Consider the following 14,777-nt stretch of genomic DNA (forward strand, 5'->3'; position numbering starts at 1 on the left):
AAGAGGACATCCTGTTCCCGGCGCAATCGCAGGCCAAAGGCGCGGTAAACGGCGTTGAGGCGACCGAAGCAGGATGAAGGCGAGAGGCAGTTAAGATGGGCGGATTTTTAGGCGGGATGATCGCGGGGGCGGTCGTTGTGGTGCTGCTTGGCGCAGTACTGTCCCTGAACACCCCTTTGACCCGAAAACCGGTTGTGACCGCTGAAGCGCCCGAGCCTGCTCCGGCTGAGGCGCCTGAGGTCAGTACAGACGTGGCCGAAACCGTAGCGGATGCCGATCTGGTGACCGTTCCGCCGATTTCTTCGGACGTGAGCGGAGAGCAGACGGACACGCTGAGCGGCCTTGATGAACTGGAAGCCGCGCCAGAGGCCGAGCCTCAGATCAATGAGACTGTGACCCAGGTCGAAGGGGTCGATGTTCCCGAAACAACGGATGTTACAGTGTCGGCCGAAGCCCCGGTTATGCCGCAAACACCGGCCCCTATTCAGCCATCGCCCAGTTCCGACGGTGAACCAGTTGTTGCCGAGACCGCTCCGGAACCGCCTGCCGTGGCCGATGAGGAAGAAACCGTGGCCGAGGTTGAACCGCAGCCTGCCCCCGAGGTTGTTGAGGTTCTGCCAGAACCACAAACCGCTGAGGTTGTACCAGAGCCCGAAGTCGCAGAGCCTGAGACTGTCGAGCCCGAGGTCGCCGAGAGCGAGGCCACGCCCGAACCGCAGCCCGAGATTGCGGCAGTTCAGCCAGAGGAACAAACCGAGCCCGTCGCGGTTGAACCGCAAGAGCCCGAAGCTGATCCGCTTGCGGAAAACCCGATTGCGGTCGAGGGGGAAGAAGATCCGCAACTGCGGAAACTACCGCGTATCGCAGCCGTTCCGCAGATCGGTGGCGAAGAAACTGAAACCGCGGGCCTTACCGTGGGCACGCGCGTGGTTCCTCTGACCGAGCGCGATGATGCGCCAACGGCAGCGGCCGATCAGGCTGTGGTAATCCAATCCGGCAAACCCATAGACGACTATGCGGCCAAGTTTGAAAATCCTGAATCCAAGCCCCTCATGTCCATCATCCTGATCGACGATGAAGGCGCGTTTGGGGCTGAGGCGCTCAAGGACTTCCCGTATCCGCTCAGCTTTGCGGTCAGCCCGTCTGATCCTGAGGCGGCAGAGAAAATGGCTCGTCACCGGGAGGCCGGGTTTGAAGTTCTGGCCCTTGCTGATCTGCCCAAAGCGGCCAGCGCGCAAGACGCCGAAGTCTCAATGGCCGTTTGGCTGGAAACTCTGCCTGAAACCGTTGGCATCTTGGAAGGTGTCGACACGGGGATACAAGGCAACCGCAAACTGGCCGATCAAGTTGCCGCCATTGCCGGGGACACCGGTCGGGGTCTGATCACACAGGACAATGGTTTGAATACCGTCCAGAAATTGGCCGCGCGCAATGGTGTGCCTTCGGGTGTCATCTTCCGTGACATTGACGGTGCACGTCAGGATCCCAAGATCATGCGGCGTTTTCTGGATCAGGCCGCGTTCCGTGCGGGTCAGCAAGGCACTGTGGTGATGCTGGGTCGTCTGCGCCCAGACACGATCTCAGCCCTGTTGCTGTGGGGTCTGGAAGACCGTGGCAGCCGAGTGGCGATGGCCCCGATTTCCGCGGTCATGATGAAAGAAGTTCAGTAACACCCACAAAGCAAAACGGCTGATCGTGTTGATCAGCCGTTTCTTTTAGGAATTGCCCGAACCGGTAAACCGCGCTGCATCCGCAGCAGCCCGCCGAATGGCGTTCGATTTGTGAACGGTTTCCATGAACTCGGCCTCGGGGTCGCTGTCATAGACCACACCGCCACCGGCTTGGATATAAAGCTTCTGGTCCTTCACGATGGCTGTCCGCAGGGCGATACACATATCCATATCACCGCCCGCGCTGAAATAGCCGACGCCACCGCCGTAGACACCGCGCTTTTCCGGCTCCAGTTCATCAATGATCTCCATCGCGCGCACTTTGGGTGCGCCCGACACGGTGCCCGCGGGCATACCCGCAAAGAAGGCGTCCAGCGCGTCTTTGTCCTCGGCCAGTTCACCGACAACGTTCGAGACGATGTGCATGACATGGCTGTAACGCTCGATGATGAACTCTTCGGTCGGGCGCACGGTGCCGATCTTGGCCACGCGGCCCGTGTCGTTGCGGCCCAGATCCAGCAACATCAGATGCTCTGCCAGTTCCTTTTTGTCGGCCAGCAGATCGACCTCATTCGCCTTGTCTTCTTCCGGCGTTGCGCCACGCGGACGGGTGCCTGCGATGGGGCGGATCGTCACCTCATTCCCGAACACGCGGACCAGAATCTCGGGGCTTGCCCCTACGACCTGAAAACCGCCGAAGTTGAAATAGAACATGAAGGGCGACGGGTTGGTGCGCCGAAGCGAGCGGTACAGGGCAAAGGGCGGCAGGGGGAAGTCCTGCGTCCAGCGCTGCGCCGGAACGACCTGAAAGATGTCGCCCGCGCGGATGTATTCCTTGGCTTTTTCAACCGCTTGCATGTAGCCGGACTTGGTGAAGTTCGACACCGGCGCGGCCACCTCTGAGGCATCGCCCAGATCGCGCGTCTCGGCAGGCATGGCGCGTTCCAGATCGCGCACAGCGTCCATCACACGTTCTGCCGCTTGCGCATAGGCCGCCTTGGCCGATTGGCCTTCGCTGACCCATGCGGGGGACACAACCGTGACCTCACCTTTCACGCCGTCCAGCACCGCCACGACAGAGGGGCGCAGCATGACCGCATCCGGCAGGCCCAACGGGTCGGGGTTCACGTCGGGCAGGTATTCTACCAGACGCACCATGTCATAGCCCAGATAGCCAAACAGGCCAGCAGCCGCTTGCGGCAGATCATCCGGCAGGTCGATTTTGCTTTCGGCCAGCAGCGCCCGAAGGTTGTCCATCGGGTTACCGTCCTGCGCCGTGAACGCATCGGGGTCGAAACGGGCCGAGCGGTTCAGCGCTGAGGTCTCGCCATGGCAGCGCCAGATCAAGTCTGGTTTCATCCCGATGATCGAGTACCGGCCGCGCACCTCGCCGCCAGTGACCGATTCCAGCATGAAGGCGTCTTTTTGCGCCCCCGTCAGCTTGAGCATCAGCGACACCGGAGTGTCCAGATCAGCTGCGAGGCGCGTATAGACAACCTGGTTCTCGCCAGCCTCGTAGGCGCGGGCGAAACTGTCGAATTCTGGGGTCAGTGCCATATGCGGTCTCGTTTAATAGCTCGCCTGAACGGCATTCAGGGCCTGCTGATCCACCACGGGGCGGGCACGGACCTGCGCGTCGCGGACGAAGGCATCAAAGATGTTCTGGGCCAAAGCCTGATCCAACTGAACGGCCAAGGCGTCTTTGACCTGACGCAGTTCGTCGGTTTCGTCGGGCGGCAGAAGCTCTTCCAGACGCACGACAAAAGCGGTGCCAGAGCCCGGAATGACGCGCAGATCTCCTTGCTCCATCTCAAAGACCTGAGTCATGAAATCGGCGGGCACATCCTCAAGGAACGCGGTGCGGGTCAGGGCGTTTTCGACGCGGAACGGCAATCCAGTGGCAGTGAAGTCACCATCGGTTTGCACTTGTTCCAGCACGGTATTCGCCTGTTCTTCCAATGCTTTGTTGGTTTCCGCCAGCGTCCACGCGGCAACCACGCGGTCGCGCGCGGTTTCCAGAGGTTCGGGCCGCGGTTCCAACACTTCGTTCAAGCGAAGGGCAAAGATCGAACCATCCTCAAGGAACGCAACCTCGGGGAAGTCACCATCCTGAACGGCCTCGGCAGCGCTGCGGAACCCGTCATAGGCCGCGACGCCTTCGCCGTTTTGCGCGGTCCAGTCAATCTGGCCCAGTTCCAGCTCGGTTTCCGAGACCAGCTCTTCCAGCGTCGCACCTCCGGCCAACAGGTCATTGATGTCCTCGGCCTGAGCCTCGATCAAGCGGCGGGCGCGGTCGGCGGCCAGTTCCTCACGCAGTTCGGGGGCCGCGTCCTCCAGCGAAGTGTTGTTGGCCGCTAGCGATCCGTTGATGCGGAACAGCGCGGGGCCGAAGGTCGACGGCAACGGGCCAACGACCGTGTCGAGATCAGCGGCAAAGACGCCTTCGGCAGCTTCGCCCAGGTCATCGCGGGTCACATCGCCAAGGTCGATGTCGCTCAGTTCCAGCTGACGATCGCGGACCAGTTGTTCGAAGGTTGTGCCACCGACCTCAAGCTGGGCCATGGCGCTTTGGGCGGCTTCTTCGTCCGGGAAGGTCAGGCGTTCGACCAGCCGACGCTCGGGCTGCTGATACTGAGCAGCGCGGCTATCGTACAGACGCTGAACCGCGTCCTCATCGATTTCGACCTGATCCAGCAGCATTTCCGGCGACAGGATGGCATAAGTGATCTTCTTGGTGCGGGGCAGGGTGAACAGCTGTGTGTTCTCGTCATAGAACCCCTGCACCTGCGCGTCGGAGGGTGCTCCGATGGGCGTGGTCAGAGCCTCAGGAGTTACGGTCGCGACGGTAAAGCTGCGCCGCGCGCCCACGTAGTCGGTCAGCACCTGGGTCAGGGTTTCCGGCATCCGAACGCCGCTGACTACCGCGTTTTGCACGATGGTACGGGATGTTTCCTTGCGCAGGTCCGATTCGAATTCGGAGTCGGACATGCCGATCTGATCCAGCTGGAACTGATAGGCCTCGCGGTCGAAGGTGCCGTTGACGCCCTGGAAGGCCGGGATCGCGACGATTTCCTTTTGCAGGTTTTCATCACCGATCGAGATGCCCAGCTCGTCCACCTCATTGTCCAGTGCGGCCAGAGCGGTCAGGCGTGACAGGGCCAAACGGTCCAGGCCGAACTCGACCGCCTGCGACATCTGCAGGGGTTGGCCGGTCTGCTGTTCAACTGCGCGGATTTCACGCTGCAGCTCGCGCACATATTCCTCGACCGATACATCCTCGTTCCCGACCTGTGCGACCGTGCGAACGGTGCCGGTCAGGCTTGTTGCGCCGAACCCTGCGAGGCCAAGCATCAAAAGGCCCATGAGAATCCAGACAAAGGTCTTCGATAGGTTTTTCATGCCTGCGGCCATCGTGCCCTCTTTGTGCTTTGTCGGCAGGTATCTGCCCTGTCGGTTGCGGCCCTGAATACGACGCGTGCGGTCGGGGGGCAAGCTCAGAAGGACAGAGCGGCCAACCGGTCGAACAATTGCTGTATTCCGGCGCGGTCCAGATTGGCAAACGCGATGCGCACCTGACGTTTTCCGTCTGGGTCATCCTGCGGCATGAACATGGTGCCGGGCAAAAGCAGGATACCCGCATCGGGCACCAGCCGCCGGGCTAGTTCATCAGACGGAATGTCGAAAGGATGTTGGAAATAGGCGAAATACGCGCCCAGCCCCAAAAGCCGCCAGCCCTTATCTGTCAGGATGGGCAAAAGCTCGGTGATTGCGGCGCGGCGGTCGAGGATTTCGTCCCGCTCTCCGGCCAGCCACTGTGACAGGTTTTGCATCCCCCACAACGCGGCATGCTGGCCGATCTTGCCGGGGCATATGGCGACGGTATCCAGAAACTTCTCGATCTCGGACAAAAGGGACGGGTTCGTCGCGATCGCCCCGACACGGTGGCCGGTCAGTCTGTACGCCTTGGAAAAGGAATACAGGTGGATCAGGGTCTTGTCCCAGTCGGGTTGAGAAAACAGATCATGCGGGGGGCCGCTGCGGCTGTCGAAATCCCGATAGGTTTCATCGACGATCAGCCGGATGCCGTGTTCTTGTGCCAGCTCAAAGAAGGCGCGGACAAGTGGGGCAGGGTATTCTACACCACCGGGATTGTTCGGAGTGACTAGAACGATGGCGCGTGTTTTTTCAGTGATTAGAGATCGGGCCATCGCCGGATCGGGCAGCAAAGTGTCATCGGTCTGCAAATCAACAGACTGGACCCCGGCCATATCCAACCACATCTTGTGATTGAAGTACCACGGCGTCGGCACGATCACCTCATCATCTTGATCGGTGATCGCGGTGATTGCAGCGGCAAATGCCTGATTGCAGCCCGAGGTGATCGCCACCTGTTCGCTGACAACCTGGGCGTCGTAGTGCAGCCCGATCTGACGGGCGAGCTCGGACCGCAGAACGGGGTTGCCCAGAACCGGCCCATATAAATGAGCGCTGTCTTCGCTCATTGCAAATTGGGCGATCTCTTCGCGCAGTGCCAGAGGTGGCGGATCAACCGGAGCTGCCTGACTGACGTTGATCAGAGGTTGGTGGTCGGGAAAATCGACGCCCTGAAGCCAGCGCCGCGCCTCCATCACCGGAGGGGCGAAGGTGGCGGCGGTGCGTGTCCGTGTCATACGAAGTCTCTGATCTGAGGATTGGGCGCGTCAGTCCGTGCCGCGATAAGGCTCGACATATTGAAGGGCCATATCCCACGGGAAGAAGATCCAGGTGTCCTGGCTGACCTCGGTGATGAAGGTGTCCACCATAGGGCGGCCTTTTGGCTTGGCGTAAACCGTGGCGAAATGCGCCTTGGGGTAGAGATCGCGTACCAGTTCCAGCGTTTTGCCGCTGTCGACCAGATCGTCGATGATCAGTACACCTTCGCCGTCACCCATCAGGTCGGCATCCGGGGCCTTGAGAACCTCGGCTTCGCCCTGTTCCTGATGGTGATATGAACGCACGCTGATCGTGTCGACGGTGCGAATGTCCAACTCACGGCTGACGATCATCGCGGGGGCCATGCCGCCACGGGTGATGGCCACAACCGCGCGCCATGCGCCGTCATCTGGGCCTTGCCCGTCCAGACGCCACGCCAAAGCGCGGGAATCACGGTGAATCTGATCCCAGCTGATGTGAAACCCTTTTTCGTGGGGCAGACGATCTTTCGCGCTCATGATGCTTAGCCCTTTTCCACGTCGGGGGCGTCGACGGCTTTCATGCCGACGATATGATACCCCGAATCCACGTGCAGGTTTTCACCGGTCACGCCGCTGCTGAGATCAGACAACAGATACAGTGCCGATTTGCCGACATCGTCGATGGTCACGTTGCGACGCAGGGGCGAGTTATACTCGTTCCACTTCATAATGCACCGGAAGTCGCCGATTCCGCTGGCGGCCAGGGTCTTGATCGGACCCGCCGAGATCGAGTTCACGCGGATACCGTCCTTGCCCAGATCCTCAGCCAGATATTTGACGGACGCTTCAAGCGCGGCTTTGGCAACACCCATCACATTATAATGAGGCATCACCTGCTCGGCACCGTAATACGTGAGCGTAATTGCGCTGCCACCCTCGGACATCATCTTTTCGGCGCGCTGCATCACGGCCGTGAAAGAATAGACCGACACATCCATGGTCAGCTTGAAATTCGCGCGCGAGGTGTCGACATAGCGGCCCCGCAATTCGTTCTTGTCGGAAAAGCCGATGGCGTGGACGATAAAGTCCAGCTTGCCCCATTTCTCTTCCAGCGAGGTGAACAGAGCGTCAATGGACGCTTCGTCGCTGACGTCGCACGGCAGCACAATTTCGCTGCCCAATTGCGCGGCCAACGGATCCACGCGTTTCTTAAGTGCGTCCCCTTGGTAGGAAAATGCCAGCTCTGCTCCGGATTCGGACAAGGCGCGGGCTATTCCCCATGCGATTGATTTATCATTGGCCAGTCCCATGATGAGGCCGCGTTTGCCGGCCATCAACTGATTTGCCATGTTCGGTTCTCCGCCTGTCTTCGCGTCATGTTGGGATGGTTTATGCCATCGGGTGCGCTGCTTCAAGGCCGCGCGCTCTTGCCCGTGGCAGGTTCTCGCCCTAGGGTACCGGTAATTGGTTTCCAGGGGATGGGAATGAGCGAACGAGACGGCATTTTTGCCGGCGCCGATCCGTTTGTAATAGCGGAGCGGTGGCTGGCCGAGGCCCAAGACAAAGAACCGAACGATCCGAACGCGATTGCCCTTGCAACCGTCGACCCGGACGGCATGCCGAATGTGCGTATGGTTCTGTTGAAAGAAATCGAACCCGCAGCGTTTGTGTTCTACACCAACTATGAAAGCGCCAAGGCGGCCGAGTTGGACAGCGCCGGGAAGGCTGCTTTTGTGATGCATTGGAAATCTCTGCGGCGGCAAATCCGGGTTCGTGGTACAATTACCAAAGAAAGTGGCCCGCAGGCGGATGAATACTATGCATCACGCTCGCTCAAAAGCCGACTGGGGGCCTGGGCGTCCAAGCAGTCACAGCCTCTCAGCAGTCGGGCGGCCCTGATGGCCGAAGTGGCCAAAGTAACGGCCAAGCTTGGACCGAATCCGCCTCGTCCTCCGTTTTGGGGGGGATACCGGCTTGTGCCGACTGAAATTGAATTTTGGGCCGATGGGGCCTTTCGGTTGCATGATAGGTTCCGTTGGCAGCGGGATCACGAGGGTTCCGACTGGCAGATACAGAGGTTGAATCCATGACGTTCGCGTATCGTGAAATGCAAGCGACCGAGATGAAAAGATTTTTTCAGCTTGAATTTGTGTGTCATTCCCATACACATCGGACCCTTAACGAAATGGTAATTTTCGCGATGGGAACACCGTGCCAGAAGACCTGAACAATATGTACCGCGTCCGTGGACACGTGAAATGGTTCGACCCTGCAAAGGGATACGGATTTGTTGTGTCTGACGAAGGCGGTCCTGATATTTTGTTGCATGTCAACGTGTTGCGCAATTTCGGCCAAAGCTCGGTCGCGGATGGCGCAGGCATTGAGATCATGACCCATCGCACGGACCGCGGCGTCCAGGCGGTCGAAGTCATCAGTGTCGATCCCCCTGCGCGGACCGATACCATGATGCTGGCCGACTTCGCCGAACTCGACCCGGTCGAGATTGCGGCGGCCCCGCTGGAGGCCGCGCGGGTCAAGTGGTTTGACAAAGGCAAGGGCTTTGGCTTTGCCAATGTGTTCGGCCGTGGCGAAGACGTATTCTTGCACATCGAGGTTCTGCGCCGCTCGGGCCTGTCTGATTTACAGCCGGGCGAGGCGTTGGCGATGCGGGTCATCGACGGCAAGCGTGGACGTATGGCAGCGCAGGTTCTGGCCTGGGAAGCTGCCTTGGATGACTGAGTGATTGATGTCTAAGCTTTTCCCGGGTCTTGTTGCATCTTTGTTGCTTTGGTCCGGAATGGCTTGGGCGGCTTGTCAGCAAGACCGGATCGACATCAAAAACGACTCGGCCCAGATCCGTTTCAACATCGAATTGGCGATCACGCCGCAGGAACGCTCTCGGGGCCTGATGTTCCGTGAGTCGCTTCCGAACCGTTCTGGCATGTTGTTCGTGTTCGATCCGCCGCAGCCTGTGGTGTTCTGGATGAAGAACACACTGATTCCCCTCGACATCATTTTCCTGGACCGGGTAGGGGTGGTTACGCGCGTGCACCAAGGGGCGATTCCCGGCGATCTGACCCCGATCGAAGGCGGCGATTCCGTGTTTGCAGTGCTGGAAATCAACGCCGGTTTGGCTGCGCGCTATGCGATCCAACCCGGAACGGTGATGCGACACGAAATTTTTTCCTCTGGCCCTGCAATTTGGTCCTGTTAGGGCTTTTCAAATCAGGTCGGCATCGTTAGGAAGGCGCACGGTCCGGGGCGTGGCGCAGTCTGGTAGCGCACCTGTTTTGGGTACAGGGGGTCGTAGGTTCGAATCCTGCCGCCCCGACCACTTCTCTCATTTACGTTGGTGAACCACCCATCGCTTGGTAAAGCGCGCCAAGCGCCTTATCCAGCGTTTCGCTTTCTACTGGTACCTGGACGGCTGGTCCCGTACGGCGCGGCACGTTAAAAAACAGGTCTGCGTCCACGCGATAACCCTGCGCGTTTTTTGTAGAAGTCAGCCGCATCACGCTTTTGGGCAGATCCTGCGGATAGCCGTCATAATTTAGAATCAGGAAGGCCGTGGTGTCCGGCGGCAGGAGCTCGGAGCATTCAAATATTCGATTCCCCATATTTTTAAACTGTTCGCCTGGGCCGCCGCAGCTGATTTCGAATGTTTCGAACAGTTTTTGGGGGAAGATATCGAATTGCGCGCTGCGCGTCGGAGGGGGCACATATTGTGGTGTACACGCCACGATCAGGGCAAATACCGGTAGAATACGTAAGATAACCATATGTCCTGTGCCCCTCAATCCACCACGGCTGAACCTTTACGCGACGTTTGATCTGAAAATAACCGCGTCGTGATTCTTATCCACCGCATTCACCATATCCTTAGTTTACCAAATGCCGATAACTGTGCCGGGAAAAACAGTTAATTCGGTTGAAGGTTTCCCGCGAGGCGGGTGGCAAGCAGGGGATGAACCTGTGGAGGAATCGGAGCATTGCCGTTGGCTAGGCATCTTCGAAAACGGGTCAACACAAAAGATATCAAAAATGGCTTAAAAATGACGTTGACGATCTATGGGTGGATACGTCAAGTTGTATAGGCCGGAAGGGTGGCCACAAAATCTGGTAGCAAAACCAGAGCAGGGCACAGGGCGAGGGTCGGAAAGCACATCATACTCACGTGCACCGTTGAGTCGGTTTTGCGCTGCAGAACGCAGTGACCGACTGTTTGCGCCCGATTTTACGGCATGGCGATCGGTTCGTATCCCCGGACCAGACGTCCTTGGACAAGTGAATTGAATATAGGCGGCGGACATGAAGATTGACAGGAAGTTTACGAAACCGGGGCAGGATGCTTACGCAGAGCTGGATTTTGTCTCGGCAACATCCGAAATCCGAAACCCGGATGGAACCATCGTTTTCCGACTGGACAATATTGAAGTCCCTTCAAGCTGGAGCCAGGTGGCCAGCGACGTCATTGCGCAGAAGTACTTCCGCAAAGCAGGCGTGCCCTCCAAACTGAAGAAAGTAAAAGAAAAAGACGTTCCGGAATTCCTGTGGCGCTCGGTCCCCGCCGATGGCGCAGAATTCGATGGTGAGACGTCTTCGAAACAGGTTTTCGACCGTCTGGCGGGTGCATGGGCGTATTGGGGCTGGAAAGGCGGCTATTTCTCGACCGAGGAAGACGCGCGCGCCTACTTCGACGAGATGCGCTATATGCTGGCGACCCAGCGCGCCGCGCCGAACAGCCCGCAGTGGTTCAACACCGGTCTGCACTGGGCCTATGGAATCGACGGCCCGGCGCAGGGTCACCACTATGTCGACTACAAAACCGGCAAGCTGACCAAGTCGAAATCCGCTTACGAACATCCGCAGCCGCACGCGTGCTTTATCCAGTCTGTCGATGATGATCTGGTGAACGAAGGCGGCATTATGGATCTGTGGGTGCGCGAGGCGCGCCTGTTCAAATACGGCTCGGGTACCGGGACCAACTTCAGCCATCTGCGCGCAGAAGGCGAAGCGTTGTCAGGAGGCGGCAAGTCCTCGGGCCTTATGGGCTTTCTCAAGATCGGCGACCGCGCCGCTGGCGCGATCAAATCAGGCGGGACAACCCGTCGAGCAGCAAAGATGGTGATCGTCGATGCAGATCACCCGGACATCGAGCAATTTATCGAATGGAAGGTGATCGAAGAGCAGAAGGTGGCCTCGATCGTTGCCGGATCGAAGATGCACGAGAAGATGCTGAACGGCATTTTCGAGGCCATCCGCTCTTGGGACGGCGCGCAGGACGACGCGTATGATCCCAACAAGAACGACAGCCTGAAGAAAGCGGTTCGCGAAGCCAAAAAGGTCGCGATCCCCGAGACTTACATCAAGCGCGTGCTGGACTATGCGCGGCAGGGTCACGACAGCATCGAGTTCCCGACATATGACACGGACTGGGATTCGGAAGCGTATAGCTCGGTCTCGGGCCAAAACTCGAACAACTCGATCCGCGTCACCAATGCATTCCTGACCGCCGTCGAAAAAGACGCCGATTGGGAACTGATCAACCGCACCGACGGCAAGGTCGCCAAGACCGTCAAGGCGCGCGATCTGTGGGAAAAGGTCGGTCACGCTGCCTGGGCCTGTGCCGATCCCGGTATCCAGTTCCACGACACCGTAAATGAATGGCACACATGCCCCGAAGATGGTGAGATTCGCGGCTCGAACCCTTGCTCGGAATACATGTTCCTCGATGACACGGCCTGTAACCTGGCGTCGATGAACCTACTGACCTTCCTCAAGGATGGTGAGTTCCAGGCCGCGGATTACATGCACGCCTCGCGTCTGTGGACCCTGACGCTGGAAATCTCGGTGACGATGGCGCAGTTCCCATCGAAGGAAATCGCGCAACTGTCCTATGACTTCCGTACGCTGGGTCTGGGCTATGCGAACATCGGCGGCCTGCTGATGAACATGGGCTACAGCTATGACTCGGATGAGGGTCGGGCGATCTGTGGCGCGCTGACTGCGATCATGACCGGCGTTGCTTATGCGACCTCAGCCGAGATTGCAGGCGAGCTTGGCCCGTTCAAGGGTTACGAGCGTAACGCCGACCATATGCTGCGCGTCATCCGTAACCACCGCCGTGCGTCGCAGGGTGTGACCGAGGGTTATGAGAAACTGGCCGTTAAGCCGGTGCCTCTGGACCACGGCAACTGCCCAGACAAGCGTCTGATTGATCTGGCAATGTCGGCCTGGGATGAGGCGCTGAGCCTTGGCGAAAAGAACGGGTACCGCAATGCGCAGGCGACCGTGATCGCGCCGACCGGCACCATCGGTCTGGTGATGGATTGCGACACCACCGGGATCGAGCCGGACTTTGCTCTGGTCAAGTTCAAGAAGCTTGCGGGAGGCGGTTACTTCAAGATCATCAACCGCTCCGTGCCTTCGGCGCTGGAAAAGCTGGGGTATTCCTCTTCTCAGATTGAAGAGATTGTGGGTTATGCGGTTGGTCACGGCACCATCGGCAACGCGCCGGGGATCAACCACACCTCGCTGACCGGTCACGGCTTTGGTCCGAACGAACTGGCGAAAGTGGACGCTGCACTGGAAAGCGCGTTCGACATTCGGTTCGTCTTCAACCAGTGGACATTGGGTGAGGATTTCTGCACCGGCGTGTTGGGCATCCCAGCGACCAAGCTGAATGACCCGACCTTCGACCTGCTGCGCCATCTGGGCTTTACCAAGGCGGATATCGACGCAGCGAACGATCATGTCTGCGGAACCATGACGCTGGAAGGTGCGCCGCATCTGAAGGAAGAGCACTATTCGATCTTCGACTGCGCCAACCCGTGCGGCAAGAAAGGCAAGCGTTTCCTTGGTGTTGACAGTCACATCACTATGATGGCCGCCGCGCAAAGCTTCATCTCTGGTGCGATCAGTAAAACGATCAACATGCCGAATGATGCAACCATTGAGGATTGCCAGAACGCCTATGAACTCAGCTGGTCGTTGGGTGTGAAAGCCAACGCGCTCTATCGTGATGGCTCGAAACTGTCGCAGCCCCTGGCAGCGGCGCTGGTCGAAGATGACGATGAAGCAGCAGAAGTGCTGGAAAGCGGATCGACTCAAGAGAAAGCCGTCGTTCTGGCCGAGAAGGTGATCGAGAAGGTTGTGGTCAAAGAAATGATCCGCAGCCATCGCGAGAAACTGCCGCACCGCCGCAAGGGCTATACCCAGAAGGCGATTGTGGGCGGCCACAAGGTCTATCTGCGAACCGGTGAGTTCGAAGATGGCAAATTGGGCGAGATCTTCATCGACATGCACAAGGAAGGCGCTGGCTTCCGGGCGATGATGAATAACTTTGCCATCGCGGTCTCGGTTGGTCTGCAATACGGTGTGCCGCTGGAAGAGTTCGTCGATGCCTTTACCTTCACCAAGTTCGAACCGGCTGGGATGGTACAGGGCAACGACTCGATCAAGAATGCGACGTCGATCCTGGATTATATCTTCCGCGAACTGGCCGTGTCCTATCTGGACCGCACCGATCTGGCCCATGTGAAACCCGAAGGCGCGACCTTTGATGATCTGGGCCGGGGCGAGGAAGAAGGCGTCTCGAACGTCTCGGAAATCAGCGACAGTGCGGCTTCCAAGTCACTGGAAGTGCTGAAGCAAATCAGTTCGACCGGCTACCTGCGCAAGCGTCTGCCGCAAGACCTGGTGGTGTTCAACGGCGGTCAGGCCGAAGTGAACGGCATGGCGGAACCCGCCGCGCAGTTCGAGGCGCCGGTCGCAGAAACTGCGGTAGCAACCAGCATGGATGCCCGCACGAAAGCCAAGATGCAGGGCTACGAGGGCGACCCCTGCGGTGAATGCGGAAATTACACTCTAGTACGGAACGGAACCTGCATGAAATGCAACACCTGCGGGGCAACCAGCGGGTGTAGCTAAGGCAAACGCCCCGCCAGGCGGGGTGTAGGGATCAGGATCTCCCCCCGGATTTCCGATCCCGACGAACACGGAGCAAGGCGCCAAGACTTACCAAAGTCGGCTTGCTCCACTCGGTCGACATGCCCGTGTCGACCGGGAACAGGGTGGGGCGGAATATTAGCTCCCTCCCACTCTTTCACGGGGCGGGTGCGCTCGTCCCATGCGCAGTCCAGGCCGCAGGCAAAAAAACACCGGGCGGTCAACGAAATGAGCCTGGAAGGCGAAACTGACAGGGGGCTTCGGCCCCCTTTCTTTTTTTCAAGCTTTGAGCGGCGGTTTGGGCATAGTTCTGCCGGATCGCACATCTACCGTCGGGCGAGTCCCGCCGACACCGGATGGGGGAATTTTGCCGAGCGACTCGCCGCAGACGCGACTCGGCTAAACACGCGGAGATTGGCGTGAAATCGTCTGTTGCCTTCAATGCGAGTGACAGTGTGCGTGATGCGGTGTTTTTGGTTCCTGTCCG

General features: G+C 58.8%; 11 protein-coding genes and 1 tRNA gene. 6 read left to right on the forward strand and 6 right to left on the reverse strand.

From position 1 onward, the window contains the following. Positions 1-95: 95 nt before the first annotated feature. Positions 96-1,670: a divergent polysaccharide deacetylase family protein gene (locus GOV53_RS00745; RefSeq protein ID WP_170463498.1), complete on the forward strand. Its 1,575-nt coding sequence runs from the start codon at positions 96-98 to the stop codon at positions 1,668-1,670. A gap of 45 nt (positions 1,671-1,715) precedes the next feature. On the opposite strand, the gene trpE is transcribed toward GOV53_RS00745, so the two are convergent. From trpE to fabI, 5 genes are all read right to left on the reverse strand, one after another. Further along, positions 1,716-3,227, reverse strand: a complete 1,512-nt coding sequence (gene trpE / locus GOV53_RS00750) for an anthranilate synthase component I (RefSeq protein ID WP_170463500.1) — start codon at positions 3,225-3,227, stop codon at positions 1,716-1,718. 12 nt (positions 3,228-3,239) lie between these two features. Continuing rightward, complete coding sequence (locus GOV53_RS00755; RefSeq protein WP_170463503.1) at positions 3,240-5,081, reverse strand: peptidyl-prolyl cis-trans isomerase; 1,842 nt, start codon at positions 5,079-5,081, stop codon at positions 3,240-3,242. An 83-nt stretch (positions 5,082-5,164) separates the two neighbouring features. Further along, positions 5,165-6,340, reverse strand: coding sequence for an aminotransferase (locus tag GOV53_RS00760; protein ID WP_170463505.1), 1,176 nt, complete (start codon positions 6,338-6,340; stop codon positions 5,165-5,167). A gap of 30 nt (positions 6,341-6,370) precedes the next feature. Continuing rightward, entirely contained in the window at positions 6,371-6,880 is a 510-nt protein-coding gene (gpt, locus tag GOV53_RS00765; RefSeq protein ID WP_170463506.1) for a xanthine phosphoribosyltransferase, read from the reverse strand. A gap of 5 nt (positions 6,881-6,885) precedes the next feature. After that, positions 6,886-7,692, reverse strand: a complete 807-nt coding sequence (fabI, locus tag GOV53_RS00770) for an enoyl-ACP reductase FabI (protein WP_170463508.1) — start codon at positions 7,690-7,692, stop codon at positions 6,886-6,888. A 135-nt stretch (positions 7,693-7,827) separates the two neighbouring features. Between fabI and pdxH the strand changes: the two genes are divergently transcribed. From pdxH to GOV53_RS00790, 4 genes are all read left to right on the forward strand, one after another. Continuing rightward, positions 7,828-8,433, forward strand: a complete 606-nt coding sequence (gene pdxH, locus GOV53_RS00775; RefSeq protein WP_170463510.1) for a pyridoxamine 5'-phosphate oxidase — start codon at positions 7,828-7,830, stop codon at positions 8,431-8,433. 142 nt (positions 8,434-8,575) lie between these two features. Continuing rightward, positions 8,576-9,082, forward strand: a complete 507-nt coding sequence (locus GOV53_RS00780) for a cold-shock protein (protein WP_174823325.1) — start codon at positions 8,576-8,578, stop codon at positions 9,080-9,082. A 7-nt stretch (positions 9,083-9,089) separates the two neighbouring features. Then, complete coding sequence (locus GOV53_RS00785; RefSeq protein ID WP_170463513.1) at positions 9,090-9,557, forward strand: DUF192 domain-containing protein; 468 nt, start codon at positions 9,090-9,092, stop codon at positions 9,555-9,557. 43 nt (positions 9,558-9,600) lie between these two features. Further along, positions 9,601-9,677, forward strand: a tRNA-Pro gene (locus tag GOV53_RS00790). A gap of 10 nt (positions 9,678-9,687) precedes the next feature. On the opposite strand, the gene GOV53_RS00795 is transcribed toward GOV53_RS00790, so the two are convergent. After that, positions 9,688-10,122 carry a hypothetical protein gene (locus tag GOV53_RS00795; RefSeq protein WP_170463515.1) on the reverse strand — a complete coding sequence of 145 codons (435 nt, stop codon included), beginning with the start codon at positions 10,120-10,122 and terminating at the stop codon, positions 9,688-9,690. 529 nt (positions 10,123-10,651) lie between these two features. Here GOV53_RS00795 and GOV53_RS00800 point away from each other — a divergent pair. Further along, a complete protein-coding gene (locus GOV53_RS00800) occupies positions 10,652-14,272 on the forward strand; it encodes a vitamin B12-dependent ribonucleotide reductase (protein ID WP_170463517.1) in 3,621 nt (1,206 codons plus the stop codon). Positions 14,273-14,777 lie beyond the last annotated feature (505 nt).

Origin of the sequence: Ruegeria arenilitoris (genome assembly GCF_013035315.1) — a bacterium.
Taxonomy (GTDB): Bacteria; Pseudomonadota; Alphaproteobacteria; order Rhodobacterales; family Rhodobacteraceae; genus Ruegeria; species Ruegeria arenilitoris_D.

What these genes read in the sequence shown, in the direction of transcription:
- GOV53_RS00745 (WP_170463498.1), top strand. Translation starts at nt 96, where the DNA reads ATGGGCGGATTTTTAGGCGGGATGATCGCGGGGGCGGTCGTTGTGGTG.
- trpE (WP_170463500.1), bottom strand. Translation starts at nt 3,227, where the DNA reads ATGGCACTGACCCCAGAATTCGACAGTTTCGCCCGCGCCTACGAGGCT.
- GOV53_RS00755 (WP_170463503.1), bottom strand. Translation starts at nt 5,081, where the DNA reads ATGGCCGCAGGCATGAAAAACCTATCGAAGACCTTTGTCTGGATTCTC.
- GOV53_RS00760 (WP_170463505.1), bottom strand. Translation starts at nt 6,340, where the DNA reads ATGACACGGACACGCACCGCCGCCACCTTCGCCCCTCCGGTGATGGAG.
- gpt (WP_170463506.1), bottom strand. Translation starts at nt 6,880, where the DNA reads ATGAGCGCGAAAGATCGTCTGCCCCACGAAAAAGGGTTTCACATCAGC.
- fabI (WP_170463508.1), bottom strand. Translation starts at nt 7,692, where the DNA reads ATGGCAAATCAGTTGATGGCCGGCAAACGCGGCCTCATCATGGGACTG.
- pdxH (WP_170463510.1), top strand. Translation starts at nt 7,828, where the DNA reads ATGAGCGAACGAGACGGCATTTTTGCCGGCGCCGATCCGTTTGTAATA.
- GOV53_RS00780 (WP_174823325.1), top strand. Translation starts at nt 8,576, where the DNA reads ATGTACCGCGTCCGTGGACACGTGAAATGGTTCGACCCTGCAAAGGGA.
- GOV53_RS00785 (WP_170463513.1), top strand. Translation starts at nt 9,090, where the DNA reads ATGTCTAAGCTTTTCCCGGGTCTTGTTGCATCTTTGTTGCTTTGGTCC.
- GOV53_RS00795 (WP_170463515.1), bottom strand. Translation starts at nt 10,122, where the DNA reads ATGGTTATCTTACGTATTCTACCGGTATTTGCCCTGATCGTGGCGTGT.
- GOV53_RS00800 (WP_170463517.1), top strand. Translation starts at nt 10,652, where the DNA reads ATGAAGATTGACAGGAAGTTTACGAAACCGGGGCAGGATGCTTACGCA.